General features: G+C 71.4%; 16 protein-coding genes. 5 read left to right on the top strand and 11 right to left on the bottom strand.

Annotation, left to right across the window (positions count from 1 at the left end; translation table 11 throughout):
• Positions 1-129: 129 nt before the first annotated feature.
• Entirely contained in the window at positions 130-2,616 is a 2,487-nt protein-coding gene (locus ACZ4UV_RS43640) for an alpha-L-arabinofuranosidase C-terminal domain-containing protein (protein WP_467845981.1), read from the bottom strand.
• Positions 2,617-2,784: 168 nt separating this feature from the next.
• Here ACZ4UV_RS43640 and ACZ4UV_RS43635 point away from each other — a divergent pair, with 168 nt between their 5' ends.
• The gene (locus ACZ4UV_RS43635; RefSeq protein ID WP_451018754.1) at positions 2,785-3,228 is read left to right on the top strand and encodes a DUF6314 family protein; all 444 of its coding nucleotides are present in this window, start codon (positions 2,785-2,787) and stop codon (positions 3,226-3,228) included.
• A 208-nt stretch (positions 3,229-3,436) separates the two neighbouring features.
• Here the strand turns inward: ACZ4UV_RS43635 and ACZ4UV_RS43630 are convergent, their stop codons facing one another.
• The 3 genes from ACZ4UV_RS43630 to ACZ4UV_RS43620 form a co-directional block, all read right to left on the bottom strand.
• On the bottom strand, positions 3,437-4,030 hold the full coding sequence (locus tag ACZ4UV_RS43630; protein WP_451018755.1) for a histidine phosphatase family protein: 594 nt from the start codon (positions 4,028-4,030) through the stop codon (positions 3,437-3,439).
• Between the two features lie 116 nt (positions 4,031-4,146).
• Positions 4,147-4,593 (bottom strand): GNAT family N-acetyltransferase, encoded by a 447-nt coding sequence (locus ACZ4UV_RS43625; RefSeq protein WP_467845969.1) that lies wholly within the window; start codon positions 4,591-4,593, stop codon positions 4,147-4,149.
• 43 nt (positions 4,594-4,636) lie between these two features.
• On the bottom strand, positions 4,637-6,082 hold the full coding sequence (locus ACZ4UV_RS43620) for an aminotransferase-like domain-containing protein (RefSeq protein ID WP_467845964.1): 1,446 nt from the start codon (positions 6,080-6,082) through the stop codon (positions 4,637-4,639).
• Between ACZ4UV_RS43620 and ACZ4UV_RS43615 the strand changes: the two genes are divergently transcribed.
• Together ACZ4UV_RS43615 and ACZ4UV_RS43610 are read left to right on the top strand one after the other, a co-directional pair.
• Positions 6,081-7,043, top strand: a complete 963-nt coding sequence (locus ACZ4UV_RS43615) for a DMT family transporter (protein WP_467845960.1) — start codon at positions 6,081-6,083, stop codon at positions 7,041-7,043. The two genes, ACZ4UV_RS43620 and ACZ4UV_RS43615, sit on opposite strands and share 2 nt — an antisense overlap.
• A gap of 13 nt (positions 7,044-7,056) precedes the next feature.
• Positions 7,057-7,257: a DUF1918 domain-containing protein gene (locus ACZ4UV_RS43610; protein ID WP_388920174.1), complete on the top strand. Its 201-nt coding sequence runs from the start codon at positions 7,057-7,059 to the stop codon at positions 7,255-7,257.
• Positions 7,258-7,376: 119 nt separating this feature from the next.
• On the opposite strand, the gene ACZ4UV_RS43605 is transcribed toward ACZ4UV_RS43610, so the two are convergent.
• A complete protein-coding gene (locus ACZ4UV_RS43605; RefSeq protein WP_467845957.1) occupies positions 7,377-8,609 on the bottom strand; it encodes a glycoside hydrolase family 10-like protein in 1,233 nt (410 codons plus the stop codon).
• Positions 8,610-8,779: 170 nt separating this feature from the next.
• On the opposite strand from ACZ4UV_RS43605, the gene ACZ4UV_RS43600 reads away from it, so the two are divergent.
• Positions 8,780-9,640: a 3-hydroxybutyryl-CoA dehydrogenase gene (locus ACZ4UV_RS43600; protein WP_390046280.1), complete on the top strand. Its 861-nt coding sequence runs from the start codon at positions 8,780-8,782 to the stop codon at positions 9,638-9,640.
• A gap of 221 nt (positions 9,641-9,861) precedes the next feature.
• Positions 9,862-10,119 (top strand): hypothetical protein, encoded by a 258-nt coding sequence (locus tag ACZ4UV_RS43595; RefSeq protein WP_451018760.1) that lies wholly within the window; start codon positions 9,862-9,864, stop codon positions 10,117-10,119.
• On the opposite strand, the gene ACZ4UV_RS43590 is transcribed toward ACZ4UV_RS43595, so the two are convergent.
• From ACZ4UV_RS43590 to ACZ4UV_RS43565, 6 genes are all read right to left on the bottom strand, one after another.
• Complete coding sequence (locus ACZ4UV_RS43590; protein WP_390046277.1) at positions 10,116-10,664, bottom strand: NUDIX hydrolase; 549 nt, start codon at positions 10,662-10,664, stop codon at positions 10,116-10,118. The two genes, ACZ4UV_RS43595 and ACZ4UV_RS43590, sit on opposite strands and share 4 nt — an antisense overlap.
• Before the next feature lie 65 nt (positions 10,665-10,729).
• Positions 10,730-12,070 (bottom strand): transcriptional regulator, encoded by a 1,341-nt coding sequence (locus tag ACZ4UV_RS43585; RefSeq protein ID WP_351499663.1) that lies wholly within the window; start codon positions 12,068-12,070, stop codon positions 10,730-10,732.
• Between the two features lie 211 nt (positions 12,071-12,281).
• Positions 12,282-13,388, bottom strand: coding sequence for a PP2C family protein-serine/threonine phosphatase (locus ACZ4UV_RS43580; protein WP_451018761.1), 1,107 nt, complete (start codon positions 13,386-13,388; stop codon positions 12,282-12,284).
• A gap of 293 nt (positions 13,389-13,681) precedes the next feature.
• Entirely contained in the window at positions 13,682-16,249 is a 2,568-nt protein-coding gene (gene pheT / locus ACZ4UV_RS43575) for a phenylalanine--tRNA ligase subunit beta (RefSeq protein ID WP_451018762.1), read from the bottom strand.
• Positions 16,249-17,370 carry a phenylalanine--tRNA ligase subunit alpha gene (pheS, locus tag ACZ4UV_RS43570; protein WP_451018763.1) on the bottom strand — a complete coding sequence of 374 codons (1,122 nt, stop codon included), beginning with the start codon at positions 17,368-17,370 and terminating at the stop codon, positions 16,249-16,251. Before pheS ends, pheT begins: the two co-directional genes overlap by 1 nt.
• A gap of 125 nt (positions 17,371-17,495) precedes the next feature.
• A complete protein-coding gene (locus ACZ4UV_RS43565) occupies positions 17,496-18,644 on the bottom strand; it encodes a sensor histidine kinase (RefSeq protein ID WP_451018764.1) in 1,149 nt (382 codons plus the stop codon).
• Positions 18,645-18,691: the final 47 nt, after the last annotated feature.

Below are 18,691 nucleotides of genomic sequence, written 5' to 3'. Positions count from 1 at the left end.
AAGTCAGGCCTGCGGAGGCCCCGTAAGACCGACCCTCGCCGGTCGGCAATGGCCTGCGAAACAGGAACCCAAGGTGGTGCCACGTAGCGGCACGGACCAGAATCTCCGGCCCCCGGGCAGGAGAGGGCGTCAATTCTGCTTGATCCTCAGGAAGGTGATCGAGTTCGCCGGGAAGGTGTAGGTGAACGTGTCCGCGACCCCGGTGAGGGTGGACGTGACCGGGGCGACCGCGGTGGACGCCTCCGTGTTCACCGCGCCGGGCGCCGCCGCGAGCGTGGTCACCTTGGCCTTCTTGGCGACCTCGGCGCCGCCGAGGTCGACGGCCGTACGGGCCGCCGCCGACTGGGCGTTGACGACCTTGACGATCAGGTCGCCGGTCTTCCTGTCCTCGGTGACGACCTGCCGGAACGGCTCGGCCGGCTTGTCGTCGGTGAAGCTGCCCCACTCCTGCCCGTCGAGGTACAGGGTCACCTGACGGCCCCGCACCTTGATGCCGACGTCATAGACACGGCCGGTGTCGACCGACCCCGGCTTGGCGATCAGCGTGGACTTGCCGCCGTCGACGGCCTGCTCGACCGCGGTCTGGGTGTTGTTCCAGCCGCCGATGTTCCACCAGTAGTAGTTGCCGGTGTCCTTGACGCCGAAGGCGACGAGGAAGCCCTCCTTGCCGGACTTCTTGGTGGCCGTCACGTGCAGGTCGTAGTCGTGCCAGTTGGTGTCGCCGGCGGAGACCATCGTGTTCTCGGCGGTGTCGGAGGTCTCGACGTACTGCCCGTCCTGGATCGCCCAGCTGCCGCCACCCGTGTGCGTCCACTGCGACGCGTCACCGGAGAAGTCGTCGGTGAGCAGCGTGTTCCCGTCGGCGTCCGTGACCTTCACGTCGTCGTAGGCGGCGCTGGTGTTCCAGGTGGACAGGCCGACGGCGCCGGTGATGGGGCCGCTGACGTTCGGTGTGGTGGTGGCCGTGCTCGGCACCACCTGGTCACCGACGTTGTTCATGAACAGCTTCTGGACCTCGTAGTTCGCCGAGCCCCAGGAGGCGTGGTTGTTGAACCACACCATGTCCGGGCTCCACTGGACGTAGTCCTCGTTGGCGAACAGCGGGGCGTAGGAGGCCAGTTTCACGACGTCCGCGTTGCGTTCGAGGCCGGTCATGTAGGCGGCCTCGGCGAGCCCGTTCTTGAAGGTGTTGCCGCCGGAGGCGTACTCGCCGACGAAGACCTTCGGTCCGCTCCGGTCGTAGGAGTCGTAGCGGTCGTTGTTCTGCAGGAACCACTGCGGGCTGTTGTAGTAGTGCTCGTCGACCATGTCGACCTTGGCGTCCTTGTTGAGCTGCCAGGCCGTGTCGAAGGTCGTGCCGGAGTCGTCCGGGCCGGAGTTGGAGATGACCTGCATGTAGGGGTACTTCGCCTGGATGGCGGTCCGGAACCGGGTGAAGCGGGCGAAGAACTGCTGGGGCAGGTTCTCCTCGTTGCCGACCTCGATGTGGGTGAGGTGGAAGGGCTTGGGGTGCCCCATGCGGGCGCGCAGCGCGCCCCATTTCGACGTGACCGGGCCGTTGGCGAACTCGATGAGGTCGAGGGTGTCCTGGACGTGCCGCTTGAGCAGCGCGTCGTCGTCGACGGCCTGGTTCTGGCCGCAACCGGTGACCAGGGCCGGGACCACGGGCAGCGGCATGGCGCCGATGTCCTCGGCGAAGCGGAAGTACTCGTAGTAGCCGAGGCCGTAACTCTGGTTGTAGCCCCAGAAGTTGGCGTTGGTGGCGCGGGTCTCGACCGGGCCGACGGCGTCCTTCCACTGGTACGACCGCTTGCGCTGGTAGCCGGAGGCCTCGCTGTAGTCCTGCATCGAGCCGGTGTTGACCAGGCAGCCGCCGGGGAAGCGGACGAAGCCCGGGTGCAGGGCGGCGATCTTCTCGGCGAGGTCCTTGCGCAGGCCGTTGGGCTCGTGCTTGTAGGTGTCGCGCGGGAAGAGGGAGACCATGTCGAGGGCGGCGGCACCGGAACTCGCCACGGTGAGGCGGCCGTCGGAGCTGGTCCGGGTGGCGGTGAAGGTCGCCTTGTACCGGGCCCACCCGTGCTTCTTCACGGCCACCCGGCGGGCGGTGGCGAGCGTGCCGCCGGAGTCCGAGAGGCCGACCGTGAGGGCCGTACCGCTGTCCGCGCGGGCCCAGACCGAGAAGTCGTACTTCTTGCCGTCCTCGACGCGGATGCCGGTGTTGTAGCCGGAGTTGGTGACGGCCGAACCGGCGGACAGGGACAGGTAGTCGCGGTTACGGGCGTTCAGCCGGCCGTCGTCGTTGACGACCTGGGCGGTGCCGGTGATCGTCCACGCGGTGAGCGGAGTGTAGGACTTGTTGTCGTCGGCCGTGTACTCGAAGGACCTGTTCTGGACCAGCTCTGCGTACAGGCCGCCGTCGGCGGCGCGGTTGATGTCCTCGAAGAAGACGCCGTACATCGTCTTGTCGATCTTGGCGCCCTGAGCGTCCGGATCGACGGTGATCGAGTAGTCGGTGACGTCTTCTGCGTGGGCGGGGGCCGGGAGGAGACCGGCGGCGAGCAGGAAAGCGCTTGCACCCAGGCCGAGTCCCAGCCGGGTGCGCGTGGTGCGTGACATGGATACTCCGCGGCTCGTGAGGAGAATTACGCCATTCGCGCTATTCGAGATATCGAACAACGGTCAGCACTTCGAACGGCAAGATATGTAAGGGGCATGAGCGCGTCAATGGTGCCCTCGGCCGGGGGTCGGTGCGGCGTAGGCTCGGGGGCCGACGAAGGGATGACCGTGGGCGAGTTCTGGCCGGTGGCGGATGTCCTGGCTCACCTGGCCGGCCGATGGCGGGTGGACCGGACCGTGCGGGATCTGGCGAGCGGGGCCGAGGGCCGCTTCGAGGGGGCCACGCTGTTCCGGCCCTTGGACGGCGGCGGCCTGCTGCACGAGGAGTCGGGCACGTTCACCTGGCAGGGCGTGACCCGGCCCGCCGAACGCACCCTGCGCTTCCTGCCCGGCCACCGCCCCGGCACGGCCGACGTACGCTTCGCCGACGAGCGCCCCTTCCACGACCTGGACCTGACCACGGGCCGGCACATCGCCGACCACCCCTGCGCCGCCGACCTCTACCGCGGCGAGTTCACCGTCCAGGATCCCGACCACTGGCGCACGGTGTGGCGCGTGGCCGGCCCGACAAAGGACTTGGTCCTCACAACCGACTACACACGCCGGCACTGAGCGCCCCTTCAGTGCGCCCCCGAAGGGGCGCGGGGAACTGCGCGACCAGCCACGACGGCGCCGCAGCCGACCGACAACCCAACCCAGCACCTCCAAGACAGCGCCCCTGCACTTCAGCGCGCCCCGAAGGGGCGGGGGGAACTGCGCGACCAGCCACGACGGCGCCGCAGCCGGCCGACGGCCGAACTCGGCGCCCCCAGCGGAGCGCCTACGTGTGGGAGGTCTGAGTCGACGCCGGGTCGAAGCGCAGGTTCCAGCGGCCGCCGCGGCCCGTGACCGTGGTCGTGGAGAGCGGGCGTACGTCGATGTTCCAGTAGGTCGCGGGCGGTGCCTTGAGGGCGTAGACGAGGGCGGCCCGGATCACCGAGGGCTCGGCGACGGCGACGATACGGTCGCCGTCGCCCACGGGGCGGGTGTCGAGCCAGCCGCCGACCCGGGTGATGAACGCCAGCAGCGACTCGCCACCGTGCGGGGCACCGAGCGGGTCGGAGAGCCAGGCGTCCACCTGGTCCGGCTCCCTGGCCATCGCCTCGCCCAGCGTCAGCCCGCGCCAGCGGCCCATGTCGCAGTCGCGCAGCGCGAGCTGGACCAGCGGGGCGTACCCCAGGGCGTCGCCGGTCGCGCGACTGCGCGGAGTCGGCGAGCAGTAGCGCAGCTCCGCCGCCGCGAGAGGCAGCAGCTCACCGGCGACGCGCTGCACCTCGTCCCAGCCCGCCTGGTCCAGCGGGCGGTCGTCCTGGAAGCGCTCCGCGAGCAGCGGCGAGCTGCGCGCGGACGCGACGAACGTGACCCGAAGTGGCATGCGGCGATGGTGTGACGCGCATGTGCGCAGGTCAAGGGCGATTGGGCGGTGAGTTGGCGGACGTGGAGGAAATGTTACTCAAAGGTCAGGAGGAGTCCGACAAGTCGGCCGGAATGTCACTCGGGCGACGTGTAGTACAGCGCCATCCACTGGTCCGGGCGTTCGAGCGGGGCAAATCCGAGCTTCTGGTAGACCCCGTGGGCGTCGTGCGTGGCCAGCAGCACGCGTCGCACGCCAGACGGCCGCAGGTGCTCGCGGACCGCGCCGACCATCGCCGTACCGACGCCCTTGCCGCGCACCGAGGGGTCGACATAGACGTCGCAGAGCCAGGCGAACAGCGCATGGTCGGTCACCACGCGCGCGTACGCCACCTGCTCCCCGGTGGGGGTGTCGTAGACCCCGAAGTTGAGCGAGCCCGCCATCGCGCGCTCCTGCTGGTCCAGCGGGCGGCCGGTCGCCCAGTAGGCGTCGGTCGACAGCCAGCGGTGGACACGCTCGACGTCCACGCGGTCGGTGTCGGCGGAGAACTCGTAGCCCTCGGGGAGGCCGGGTGCGTCGCTCATGCGGGGATCCTCGCCGGTCGGGCGCGCCGGCGTCGATCGGATTTCAGGGCCTGGGACGCAGCACCTCGTCGCACGCGGCCCGCAGCCGTCGTACCCCCTCCAGGATCTCCCCGGCCCCCGCGACCGCGGCGAAGCTCAGGCGGACGTGGGCGGCCGGGGCCTCGGCGCTGAAGTACGGGCGGCCCGGGGTGATGGCGACCCCGGCCCGCAGGGCGGCGGCGGTCAGGGTGGTGTCGTCGGTGCCGTCGGGCAGGCGCGGCCAGAGGTGGTAGCCCCCGGAGGGGATGTGCGGGAGGACGAGTTCGGGGATGTCGTGGGCGAGGGCGCCGGTGAGGATGTCGCGGCGGGCCTTCAGCTCCGCGGCGAGGTTGCGCAGGTGGCGGGGCCAGGCCGGGGAGCCGACGAGTTCGAGGGCGGCCTCCTGGAGCGGGCGGGGGACGAAGAAGGTGTCGACGATCTGGATGGCGCGCAGCCGTTCCAGGACCGGGCCGCGGGCGGCCAGCGCGGCCACCCGGAAGCTCGGCGAGGTGGCCTTGGTGAGCGAGCCGACGTGGACGACGACGCCGTCGGGGTCGTCGGCCGCCAGCGGGCGGGGCAGCGGGCCGGCGTCGGCGTGCACCAGCCGTCGCACGTAGTCGTCCTCGATCACGAACGCGCCGGCCTCGCGGGCGATGCGCAGCACCTCGGCGCGGCGGTCGGGGGCCAGGACGGCGCCGGTCGGGTTCTGGAAGAGGGGCTGGCAGACGAAGACCCGGGCGCCGGTGGCCCGGAAGGCATCGGCGAGGAGGGCGGGCTTCACACCGTCGGGGTCGACCGGGACCGGGACCGGGCGGAGGCCGGCGGCGCGGGCGATGGCGAGCATGCCGGGGTAGGTGGGCGACTCGACCAGGACCGGGGCACCGGGCGGGGCGAGTGCGCGCAGGGCGGTGGCCAGGGCGGACTGGCCGCCGGACGCGATCAGCACCTCGGCCGCGGTGACCGCGCCGCCGATGTCCCGCGCGAACCACTCGCGCAGCTCGGGGAGGCCTTCGAGCGGCGGCCGGCCCCAGGCGCCGGGACGGCGGCCGGCCCGCGCCAGCGCCGCCGCCATCGCGCGCTCGGGCTCCAGGGAGGCGTGCAGGTAGCCGCCGCTGAGTTCCAGCACGCCGGGCGGTGGGGCGGCGAGGCACACGGTGACCCCGGACGCGTCGACGGTCCGCGGGACCACGTCGAGGGCGCCGTCGGCGCTGAGCGCCACCTCCTGCCAGGAGGTGTCCCCGGTGGGCTCGGCCGCGCTGCGCGGCGGCGCCTTGAACGCGCCGGCGCCCGGCCGGGTGACGACCAGCCCTTCCGCGACCAGCTGGGCCAGCGCCCGGGAGACGGTCACCGGGCTCACCCGGAACCGCTCGACGAGGGCCCGGCTCGACGGGAGCTTTCCACCAGGTGAGTAGCGGTTGAGGTCCCGCCGCAGCTGTTCCGCCAGTTCCGCGACACTGCTACGCTCTTGCATGAAAGTAGAGAGTAGCGCTACCAGCCCGACTTCGATAGCGGTCGGCACGCCACCGGTCGACGCCCCGGGCACTCCCCCGGCCACCTCCCCGGCCGCCCACTCCTCCCAACGGCTCGGCACCCTCCAGGCCGCGCTCGGTGTCGTCGCCTTCTCGCTCACCTTCCCGGCCACGGCCTGGGGACTGGAGGGCTTCGGGCCGTGGGCGCTGGTGGCGGTGCGCAGCGTGCTCGCGGCGGCCATGGCGGGCTGCTGCCTGCTGTTCCTGCGGGTACGGCTGCCCGAGCGCAGGCACTGGGCGGGGCTGGCGGTCGTCGCGGCCGGGGTCGTGCTCGGCTTCCCGATGCTGACCACGCTCGCCCTGGAGACCTCCACCACCTCGCACGCGGCCGTCGTGGTCGGCCTGCTCCCGCTGACCACCGCCCTCTTCTCGGCCCTGCGCATGGGCATCCGCCCCTCCCGTACCTTCTGGGCGGCGGCCCTGGCGGGTGCGGCGGCCGTGCTGGCGTTCACGGTCGCCCAGAGCGGCGGGGCGCTCACCTCCGCGGACGGTTGTCTGTTCGCGGCCCTCGTGGTGTGCGCGGCCGGCTACACCGAGGGCGGCCGGCTGGCCCGGCTCATGCCGGGCTGGCAGGTCATCGGCTGGGCGCTGGTGGGCTGCCTGCCACTGACCGTGCCGGCCGCCGTGATCGCGCTGTCGTACGAGCCGGTCGTCTGGAACGCGCACGGGGTGGCCGGTGTGCTGTGGGTGGCGGCGGGATCACAGTTCCTCGGTCTGGTGGTCTGGTACCGGGGGATGGCGGCCGTCGGCATTCCGAAGGCCAGCCAGTTGCAGTTGGCCCAGCCGCTGCTCACACTGGTGTGGTCGGTGCTGCTGCTGGGCGAGCACCTCACCGCGGCCGCTCCACTCACGGCCGCCGCCGTGCTCGTGTGCATCGCCGTCACCCAACGATCGCGATCGTGAGGAGGCCCTGGAGATGCGTGCATCCGAGGGCGACCAGCTTGTCCAGCACGGCAGGGTGGTCGGACAGCACGACCAGGTCTCGGAAGTCGTCCAGGTACTCGGTCCCGAGGGCAGCCCGCCCTACCGGGTCCGCTTCGAGGACGGGCACGAGGCCATCATGTCCCCCGGTCCCGACTGTCAGGTCAGGCACCGGGAGATCCACGAACAGCGGTAGCGCTCCGCTGGTAGTGCCGCGACGGGCCGTCGGTTGGCTGCGGCGCCGTTGTGGCTGGGCGCGCAGTTCCTCCCCCAGCCTTCGGCCGGGGGACCCCCAGCGCCCCTGCGGGGCGCAGGTCAGCTCGGTGGGGTCGCCGGCTGCTTGTAGTGGTCGGCGACCACCCGGGCGAGCGCCCCGATCCGGTCGGCGGAAACGTCCTTCGCGGCGAAGTACACATGCCCGCCGACCTGCGCGTACCGACCGGCCAGGGTGAGGTGCCGGGACAGCTCGGCCGGGTCCTGCCAGGCCGCGGCGGCACCGGCGGCCCCGGCCTGGTACAGCGCCTCGCCGATGTAGAGCCGCGTCCCTGATCCCTTGGCCACGTCCGCCCACCAGTCGACCACCTTGGCGTAGTCGGCGGCGGTGTTGCCGATCTGCCAGTACGCCTGCGGGACGATGTAGTCGATCCAGTTCTTCTGCACCCATTTCCGGGTGTCCGCGTACAGGTCGTCGTACGTCTCGACGCCCGCCTTGGTGTCGGAGCCGCGGGAGTCGGTGGCGGCGTTGCGCCACACCGCGAACGGGCTGATCCCGAACCGGGTGCCGGGCCGCAGCTTGCTCACCCCGGCGGCGGTCTCGGTGACCAGCTTGTCGATGTTGTCCCGCCGCCAGGCCGCCCGGGACGAGAAGTCGCCGCCGTGGGTGTCGTACGCGTCGTCGTCGTCGAAGGTCTGGCCGGCCACCGGGTACGGGTAGAAGTAGTCGTCGAAGTGGACCGCGTCCACGGGGTACTTGGCGACCGCGTCGAGGATCGCCTGCTCCACGAAGGCACGGACGGCCGGGATGCCCGGGTTGTAGTAGAGCTTGCCGCCGTACCGCACCACCCAGTCCGGGTGTTTGCGGGCCGGGTGGGAGGCGACCAGCTTGCCCGGGTCGGTGTGGTTGGCGATCCGGTAGGGGTTGAACCAGGCGTGCAGTTGCAGGCCCCGGGCGTGGGCCTCCTTGACGGCGGTGCCCAGCGGGTCCCAGCCGGGGTCCTTGCCCTGGGTGCCGGTGAGATATTGCGACCAGGGCTCGTAGGGCGAGGGCCAGAACGCGTCGGCGGTGGGTCGTACCTGGAACATCACGGCGTTGAGCCGGTGGTCGACCGCCTGGTCGAGGAGGGCGGTCAGCTCCTTGCGCTGGGCGGACCCCGACAGTCCGGTGCGGGAGGGCCAGTCACGGTTGGAGACGGTCGCGAGCCACATGCCGCGCATCTCGGTGACCGCCCGGCGCGGCGGCCGTCCCGACGGCGCGGCCGCGCCGGGTGCCGCCGAGGCCAGCACGGACAGGGCCGCCAACGCGAACGCCCTGCGAGACACTCGTGCCATCGTAAGAGCCTCTCACTCTCCGGATCCGCGAGGTCACGGATCGCCTCCGCGGCACAGGATGCCCGCACCCGGACGATCGATCATCGATACTTACGGGTAACGTGCTCGAACGGAGCAGGCGCCGGATCGGAGGTCCTGCCGGCCGCTCGTAGATCAGCGAAGGGGACGATGTGACCGACATCGAGAAGGTCGGAGTCGTGGGCTGCGGCCAGATGGGAGCGGGCATCGCCGAGGTCGCCGCCCGCGCCGGACTGGACGTGCGGGTCGCCGAGACCACCGGTGAGGCCCTGGAGATCGGCCGCACCCGGCTGCACAACTCCCTGGCCAAGGCCGCCGAGCGCGGCAAGATCAGCGAGGAGGAGCGGGACGCCACGCTCGCCCGGCTCAGCTTCACCACGGACCTCGGCGAGTTCGCCGACCGTGACCTGGTGATCGAGGCCGTCGTCGAGAACGAGCAGGTGAAGACGGAGATCTTCCAGGTGCTCGACCAGGTGGTGACCCGCCCGGACGCGATCCTGGCCTCCAACACCTCCTCGATCCCGCTGGTGAAGCTGGCCGTCGCCACCTCCCGCCCCGACCACGTCGTCGGCATCCACTTCTTCAACCCGGCCCCGGTGCAGAAGCTGGTGGAGCTGATCCCGGCGCTCACCACCTCCGAGGGCACCCTCAGCCGCGCCCAGATGTTCGCCGAGAAGGTGCTCGGCAAGCACGCGATCCGCGCCCAGGACCGCTCCGGCTTCGTGGTCAACGCGCTGCTGGTGCCGTACCTGCTCTCGTCCATCCGAATGTTCGAGTCCGGCATCGCGAGCCGCGAGGACATCGACAACGGCATGGAGATGGGCTGCGCCCACCCGATGGGCCCGCTGAAGCTCTCCGACCTGATCGGCCTGGACACCATCGTCTCCATCGCGAACAGCATGTACGCCGAGTACAAGGAGCCGCTGTACGCCGCTCCCCCGCTGCTCCAGCGCATGGTCGAGGCGGGCCGCCTCGGCCGGAAGACCGGCTCCGGCTTCTACACGTACGGCTGATCACACCCGGCTGACACACCCGGCCGACTACAGGGAGCGATGCTCCACGGGCCCGGCACCTGCTTCGGTGCCGGGCCCGCGTGTTTCACACTCCGTGTGCAACTCGGGCACGCATATGCCCTTCGCACACTCTCCCCACGCGCTCACCAGGCGAGTTCACTCTTCATGCGCATGCAAAGGGATGCGGAACCACACCCTCGATCACGCAAAGGAGCGGACCCGTGACCACCGAACCGGAGCATCCCGTGGTCCAAGGAGAACTCGCAGAGTTACGTCGTCGCCTCGATGTGGCCTACGCCCAGGTCGAGGGAGGGCTGAACCTGCTCAGCCACCGCACCAAGGAGACCGCCAAGGAACTGGACGAGCTCAACACCCGCCTGGCCTCGCTGGAACACGCCCGCTGGCCCCTGCCCTCCCTCGCCGCGCTCACCGCAGTGGGCGCCCTGATCGTCACGGTCTGGCAGGCGCTGGCCCGCTAGAGCGCGCTCCGGTCGTCGGCGAGCCTCATGTGGTGCAGCAGGAGTAACGCGGCCGCCATGTTGGCGGCCGGGACCTCCCCGCGGGCGATCATGTCCGGGACGAGCTTGAGGGGGACCCACTCCCGGCGGTCCGACTCGAAGTCGTCCACGGGGTGTCCGACGTACTCGCCCTCGTCGGACCAGTAGATGTGGTGCCGGGCGTCGGTGAGGCCGTTGGACGGCTCCACGGTCATGAGATGGTGCAGGGTTCCCGGCCGCCAGCCGGTCTCCTCCTCCAGTTCCCTGGCGGCCGCGACGGCGATGTCCTCGCCGTCCTCGACGACTCCCGCCGCGAGTTCCCAGCCCCAGCTGTCGGTGATGAAACGGTGGCGCCACAGGAGGAGGACCTCGCCCGCCTCGTTGACCACCGTCGCCACGGCCACGGGCCGCAGCCGTATCAGGAAGTGGTCGAGGTGCCGGCCGTCCGGCAGCTCGACATCAGCGAGATTCACGCTGAACCAGCGGTTTTCATACACAGTTTGTTCGTTCTGTTTCGTCCACTGCACGGTTCTGCCACCTTCCGCCGAGTAAGTGGCAATATCGCAGCAGCGGCTCTGAAGGCCTACCGCGCCTAGAGCGGTACGCGCAGTGCGCCGTCGATCAACTCGGCGGCCTCGGCGGTTCCGGAACCGCCGCTGCGCACCAGGTGCTCGCGTACCGCGCGGAGTCTGTCGCGCAGGCGCTGCGACTCCATCCCGCGGGCCTGTTCGGCCATCTGCACGGCCGTGGCCACCGCGTTCTCGGCGTTTCCCTGGCGCAGTTCGATGGTGCTCAGCATGGCGAGCCGGTGCACCCGCCCCCGGTCGTGGGCGGGGTTGTCGACGGCGGCCGCGGCATGCTCCCGGGCGGCGGCGAGTTCACCGAGGCTGAGCAGCGCCTCGGCCACCTGCACGTTGACCAGGCCGGGCTGGACATAGCCGGTCTCGTCGGGCTCGTGGCCCCGCCGGATGCGTTCGGCGGCCGTCTCGGCCCGTCGGATGCAGGACAGCGCGCTCGTGCCGTCGCCGAGGTGGGCGTACGCCTTGGCCTGCATCGCGTAGAGATCGGAGGCGAGGGCGGGGGTGATGTGCTTGCCCGCGGTGCGCAACGCGGCCTCCGCGAACGCGACGGCCTGCCGGAACTCCCGCATGAACAGGGCCTGGTTGACGAGGAGCGCGATGACGTACGCGCCGAGTCCCCGGTCACCGCTGGCCTTCGACAGGCGCAGCGCCTGGTGGAAGTAGCGCTGGGCGAGGCCGTGGGCGTCGGAGTCGTAGGCGCAGATACCGGCGATCGCCACCAGTCCCCCGGTGGCACGGTGCAGTTGACGGCCCGTGGCATCCGTGTAGCTGCCGCGCAGCAGCGGCGCCGCCTCGGCGTTGAGGAAGCCGACGATCCGGGTGCGGGTGGCCATGCCGCCGGCCTTGCGGTACATCTGCTCGTAGTGCGCCCGGGCGGCTCGCAGCATCTCCAGGTCGGCCGGGGTGACCCGGTGCCGCCCGCCGCGCGAGACGTCGACGTCCTCCGGAGGGTTCTCCCACTCCCACACCGGCATCACGGCGGGCGTGCCGGTGACGGCGGGGGCGCCGAGTATGTGCGGGCGCTGCTGTTCGTCGGAGCGCCACAGGGCGGTGGCCCGTTCGACGAAGCCGGAGAGCGAGGTGGCGTGCGGGACGCTGGGCTCGCCGGGTACGCCGAGGCCGATGTCGTCGAGGGTGACCGGCCGGTGCAGGCGGGCCGCGAGCACCTCGCAGATCAGGTCGGGCACCTGGCCGCGCGGCCGCTGGCCCTTCAGCCACCGGGCGACGGCGGTGTGTTCGTAGCGCAGCGAGAGTCCGCGGGCCCGGCCCGCCTGGTTGACGTGGGCGGCGAGTCCGGCGTGCGAGATCCCCGCCTCGTCCAGGATCGCGTCGAGCAGAGAGTTGGGCTGCATGGATGCCCCCCGAGTGGCCTGGTGCCGTCAGCGTAGTGCGGGTGCGTTCACACGGGGTGTGAACGAAGTGCGCGAATCCTCAGCGTGCGCGCACTGTCGCGGAGCGTGTCGGGCCGGTTGACTGAATTGCCTCGCAAGAGGCCGGCCGGGCCGCCGGCTCCCCCTCGTACAGTGCGGTGGCCTGGCCGTTGGCTCGGTCGACGTGCGGGGACTAGCCGTGCGTTGTCGGCTGCGGGTGGGTGGGGGCTGATCGCGCAGTTCCCCGCGCCCCCAGGCAGGCATGTTGGTGCGTGCGTTCGTTGCGTAGCACCAGGAGGGCGATGTCGTCGGTGGGGCGGCCCGCCGTGTGCTGGAGCAGGCCTGTGAAGACCGTACGGAGGATGCTCTGAGGCGAGACCGGGCGGCTTCGCACGGCTGCCGCCAAGGCTTCCGGCAGGGAGAAGAAGCGGCCTCGGGCGTCTCGGGCGTCTTCGGCACCGTCCGTGTACAGGACCAGGGACTCGTCGGCGAGCAGATGGCCACAGGACGTAGCGGCGAGGTCCGACGGCAGCGGGAACGGCCCGAGGGGCGGCAGCGGGTCTGCCCGAGAGAGCAGTTCGACCCTTGACCCACTGATCAGGTACGGCCATGGATGGCCGCAGTTGAAAGCCCTGAGCCCGCCGTCCGTCGCGATCTCCAGGAGCAGCAGGGTGACGAACTCCTCGGCCACCGGACTGTCCGGGTCCAGGCCGCTCGACGGGTGCTCGGACCGGGCTCGTTCTCGGAGGTGCCGGGCGAGGGCGCGGTCGAGGCGGCCGAGTACCCGGCCCAGTTCGGGTTCGTCGTGGGCGGCCTCCCGGAAGCTGCCGAGGACCGCGGCGACCGTACCGATCGCCGCCAGTCCGTGCCCGCGTACGTCGCCCATCACGACCCGTACGCCGTGTTCGGTGGCGACGGCCTCGTAGAGATCGCCACCGATGCTCGCGCCCCGGTCGGCGGAGAGCTGGGCGGCGGCGACGTTCAGCCCGGCGAGCCGGGGCGGCAACGGCCGCAGCAGCACGCTCTGCGCGGCGCCCGCGACCATGCGGGCCTGCCGCAACTCCCTTAGCAGGGCACGGCGGACATGGAGTATCAGCCCGGTGCCGACGGCGAAGAACACGGCGCTGGTGACGATCCGCGCACCGAGCTCGTGCTGCTCGGCCAGCGGGCACCCGAATTTGTAGCCGACCGCGACGGCGCCCCACACCGTGGGCAACCCCAGGGCGAGGGCACGGCGCCTGGGCCGTGAGTGCGTCCGGGGCCGCCTGCCGCGGGGAACCCCAGCCTTGATGCGGATCATGCCGATGGCCCCCATGTAGGCCCTGACAGAACAGACGGACCGACCCCGAAAGGCCGGTCCGATTCTGTCGACGGGATGCCCCGGAAAGGTCATGTCCGGGTTGGATCTCACCCAAATGAGTGACGATCAACCAGGCTCCCGCATTTATGCAGGTGGCAGTACTTGTAGGCGCCCGTCGGGGACGTGCCCCGTCAGGGACGCTGGGGGTACCCCCGGCCGAAGGCTGGGGAAGGAACTGCGCGACCAGCCACACACAACCCGCAGCCGGCCGACAACAGCTCCCCCTTCGGCAACTAGCCCCGAAGCACCGCTCCCGTACGCTCCCCCGCCAGGGCAACGGCCGCGTCCCGCGCAGCCGACGCCTCGTCCACGGTCAGCGTTCGGTCACCGGCCCGGAACCTCAGCGCGTACGCCAGCGACTTCTTCCCGTCGCCGAGCTGCTCGTCGTTGACGTACACGTCGAACAGCCGGATCCCCTCCAGGAGTTCACCCGCCCCCTCGCGCAGCGCGGCCTCGACATCGGCGGCCGGCACCGGCTTGTCCACCACGAGGGCGACATCCTGCGTGGCCACCGGGAACGTCGAGATGCTCGGCGCCTGCGGGGTGCCGTCGCCGACCTGCTCCAGCGCGTCCAGGTTCAGCTCCATCGCGCAGGTGCGCGCGGGCAGCCCCAGCGCCTTGACCACGCGCGGGTGCAGCTCACCGGCGTGGCCCACGACCCGCTCCGCGCCGTCGGCCACGACGACCAGCTCGGCGCACCGGCCGGGGTGCCACGGCCCGTACTGCCCGGACCGCACGATCAGCTCGGCCCCGGCCTCACGCGCGACCGCGCGCCCGGCCTCGACCGCGTCGGCCCAGTCGGCCGGACGGCCCTTGCCCCACCAGCCGGCCTGCTCGCGGGCGCCCGCGAGGACGACGGCGACGTGGCGCGGCTGCTCGGGCAGCACGGCGTCGAGCGCGGCGAGTTCCGCGTCGGTCGGGCGGCGGTCGACCGGAAGGTGACCGGCGATGCCCTGCTCCGCGCGCGGCAGGAAGACCAGGCCGGTCTCGAAGAGCGCCAGGTCGTGCGCGCCGCGGCCGTCGTTGCGCCGGAGCGCACCGAGCAGGCCCGGCAGCAGCGAGGTGCGGAGCGCGGGCTCCTCGTCGTTGAGCGGGTTGGTCAGCCGGACGACGCGGCGGGCCGGGTCGTCGACGGCCAGGCCCAGCTGGTCGAAGACCTGCTCGCTGACGAACGGGTAGTTCGGCGCCTCGACGTAGCCCGCCCCGGCGAGCGCGCGGCCCACCCGGCGGTGCAGCCGCTGCCGGTGGGTCAGGCCCCGGCCGGACGGCGGCTTCGGCAGCGTGGAGGGCAGGTTCTCGTAGCCCTCCAGGCGGATGACCTCTTCGGCCAGGTCGTTCTGTTCGAGCAGGTCGGGCCGCCAGGACGGAACGGTGACGATCAGCTCGTCCTGCCCACCCGTCGCCCGATCACCACCCCCCAACGACGCGTTCCACGCGGCAGGATTTCCATAGACGTCGCAGCCGACCTCCTGGAGGCGGCGGACGACGGTCTCGCGGCCGTACTCGACGCCCGCGACCTTGTCCGGGTGGTCCGCCGCGACCGTGATGGTGTGCGGCGCGGACGGCGCGATGACCTCGGTGACGCCGGCCTCGGCGGTGCCGCCGGCGAGCAGCACCAGCAGGTCGACCGTGCGCTGCGCGGCGGCCGGCGCGGCCTGCGGGTCGACACCGCGCTCGAAGCGGCGGGAGGCCTCCGAGGACAGCTTGTGACGGCGGGCGGTGCGCGCGATGGCGACGGCGTCGAAGTGGGCCGCCTCGATGACCACGTCGGTCGTGGCGTTCTCCACGTCCGCGTGGTCGGCGATCTCGGTGTTGGCGCCGCCCATGACGCCCGCGAGGCCGATCGGGCCGCGGTCGTCGGTGATGACCAGGTCCTCGGCGTGCAGCTTCCGCTCGGTGCCGTCGAGGGTGACGATCTTCTCGCCCTCGGCCGCGCGGCGGACGCCGATGGTGCCCTGGACCAGCTTGCGGTCGTAGGCGTGCAGCGGCTGGCCGAGCTCCATCATCACGTAGTTGGTGACGTCGACCGCGAGGGAGATCGGGCGCATGCCGACCTTCTGCAGGCGGCGCTGGAGCCAGATCGGGGAGCGGGCCTCGGGGCTCAGGCCGGTGACGGTGCGCGCGGTGAAGCGGTCGCAGCCGAGCGGGTCGGAGACCTGGACCGGGTAGCCGAAGGCGTTCGGTCCCGGCACGTCGAGGAGGGCGGGGTCGCGCAGCGGCAGGCCGTACGCGATGGCGGCCTCGCGGGCCACGCCGCGGATCGACAGGCAGTCTCCGCGGTTGGCGGTGACGGCGATGTCCAGGACCTCGTCGACCAGCTCCAGGAGCTCGATGGCGTCCCTGCCGACCTCGGTCTCCGGCGGCAGCACGATGATGCCGTGGGTGCCGTCGTCGCCCATGCCCAGCTCGCCGCTGGAGCAGATCATGCCGTGGGAGGTCTTGCCGTACGTCTGGCGCGCGGCGATGGCGAAGTCGCCGGGGAGCACCGCGCCCGGCAGCACGACCACGACCTTGTCGCCGACGGCGAAGTTGCGGGCGCCGCAGACGATCTCCTGGGGCTCACCGGTGCCGTTGGCGGTGCCGACGTCGACGGTGCAGAAGCGGATCGGCTTCTTGAAGCCCTCCAGCTCCTCGATGGTCAGCACCCGGCCGACCACCAGGGGGCCCTTGAGGCCGTCGCCGAGCTGCTCGACGGTCTCGACCTCCAGACCGCCCGAAATGAGCTTGGCCTGCACGTCGCGGCCGGTCTCGGTGGCCGGCAGGTCGACGTACTCCCGCAGCCAGGAAAGCGGGACCCGCATCAGATCTCCATCCCGAACGGCCGGGTGAACCGGACGTCACCCTCGACCATGTCTCGCATGTCCTCGACGTTGTGGCGGAACATCAGCATCCGCTCGATGCCGAACCCGAAGGCGAAGCCGCTGTACTTCTCCGGGTCGACGCCGCAGGCGGTGAGCACCCGCGGGTTGACCATGCCGCAGCCGCCCAGCTCGATCCAGCCCTCGGAGGAGCAGGTACGGCAGGGGCGGTCGGGGTTGCCGACGGACTCGCCCTTGCAGACGTAGCACAGCATGTCCATCTCGGCGCTGGGCTCGGTGAAGGGGAAGAAGTTCGGCCGCAGCCGGGTCTTCATGCCCTCGCCGAACAGCGACTGGACCATGTGGTCCAGGGTGCCCTTGAGGTCCGACATGGTCAGGCCCTCGTCCACGGCGAGCAGCTCGACCTGGTGGAAGACCGGGGTGTGCGTGGCGTCCAGCTCGTCGGTGCGGTACACGCGACCGGGGCAGATCACGTACACCGGCAGCTCGCGGCCGAGCAGGGAGCGGATCTGGACCGGGGAGGTGTGGGTGCGCAGCACGACACCGGACTCGGTGCCGCCCTCGGGGCCCTGCACGAAGAACGTGTCCGCCTCGCCGCGGGCCGGGTGGTCCGGGCCGATGTTGAGCGCGTCGAAGTTGAACCACTCGGCCTCGACCTGCGGGCCCTCGGCGACCTCGTAGCCCATGGCCACGAAGATGTCCTCGATGCGGTCGGACAAAGTGGTCAGCGGGTGGCGGGCGCCGGCCGGGACGCGGTCGTGGGGCAGTGTGACGTCCACCGCCTCCTCGACCAGCACCCGGGCGTCACGCTCGGCCTCCAGCTCCTCCTGGCGGCCGGCGAGGGCCTTGTTCACCGCGCCGCGGGCCTGGCCGACCAGCTTGCCGGCGGCGGCCTTGGCGTGCGGGGGCAGGGCGCCGATCTCGCGGTTGGCGAGGGCCAGCGGGGAGGTGCCGCCGGTGTGGGCGACCTTGGCCTCCTGGAGCGCGTCGAGGGAGCCCGCGGCGGCGAAGGCGGCGAGCGCCTCGTCCCGCATGCGCTCGATCTCTTCCGGTTTCAACGCCTCGACCTCGACAGGGTCGTACGACTTATTGGGTGCCGACATCTCTTCCCGTGCTTCCGATTGGCTGGCTGTAGGTCCCCGAGACCGTTGGTGGGCCGTGAGAAGGACACAAAGGTGCCAAAGGCCGAGTCTAACGGGGTGGAGGTATACGAAGAGCCCGTGGGCCGTCAGGCGAGATACGCCGGCGCGCTCACGGGCAACGTAAATCGGAACTCGGCACCGCCGCCGGGGGCGCGTCCGACGGTGATGGTGCCGCCGTGGGCCTCGACGATGCCCTTGACGATGTACAGCCCGAGGCCGGTGCCGCCGCGCTTGCTGCCCCGCCAGAAGCGGGTGAAGACGCGGTTCATGGACTCCTCCGGGATGCCCGGCCCCTCGTCGCTCACCGTGACCGACGTGGCGGCTGCGTTCTCATGGCCGTCCCCTTCGCGCGGGGACGCCGTGGCCGTGATGTCAATGGTGACGGTTCCCTCGCCGTGCCGCACGGCATTTTCGATGAGGTTGCTGAGAACCTGGTCGACCTTGTCGGGGTCGGCCCAGAGCGCGGGCAGCGGCTGCTCGACGCGGAGCAGGAAGCGGTCCGCGGGCTGCCCGGCGGCGACGTACGCCTGGATGTGCCGCCCGACGGCCGCGCCTATGTCGACAGGCTGCCGGCGCACTTCCAGCCGCCCGCTGTCGATCCTCGAGATGTCCAGCAGCTCGGCGATGAGCCGGGTCACCCGGTCGGCGTCGGCGTCTACCGTCTCCAGCATCAGCCGTTTCTGGTCGTCGGTGAACCGTTCCCACTTGGCGAGCAGGGTGGCCGTGAACCCCTTGACGGAGGTGAGCGGCGACCGCAGCTCGTGCGCGACGGTGGCGATCAGCTCGGCGTGACTGCGTTCGGTACGGCGCCGGGCTTCCGTGTCCCGCAGCGACACGACGACGCGGCGGACGGGCCCGGTGGGCTCGGCGCGCACGTACCGGGCCGACACCAGCACCTCCCGTCCACCGGGCAGCAGCAGGTTGCGCTCGGGCTGGCCGACCCGGATGGCGAGACCGCCGTACGGATCGGTGAGCTGCCACCAGCGCCGCCCCTCCAGGTCCTCTAACGGCAGGGCCTTCTCCAGGCGCTGTCCGAGGGCGTCGGCGGGGGCGGTGGCGGTGATGCGGGCGGCGGCGGCGTTGAAGCAGACGACGAGACCGTGTTCGTCGGCGACCACCAGGCCGTCGGGCAGCTCGTCGGGGTCGATGCCGAGCCCGGTGAGGTCGCCGTGCCGGGGTGCGGGCACCCGACCGGTGCCGCGGCCCCCCGGCGCGTTGCTGGTGCCGACACTCATACCCCGTACTCCACCTCTCAGACGGCGCAGCAGGCCCCCGAGCTGGT

This window comes from Streptomyces sp. NPDC028289, assembly GCF_055565975.1.
This window is presented reverse-complemented; position numbering and strand designations above follow the sequence as displayed.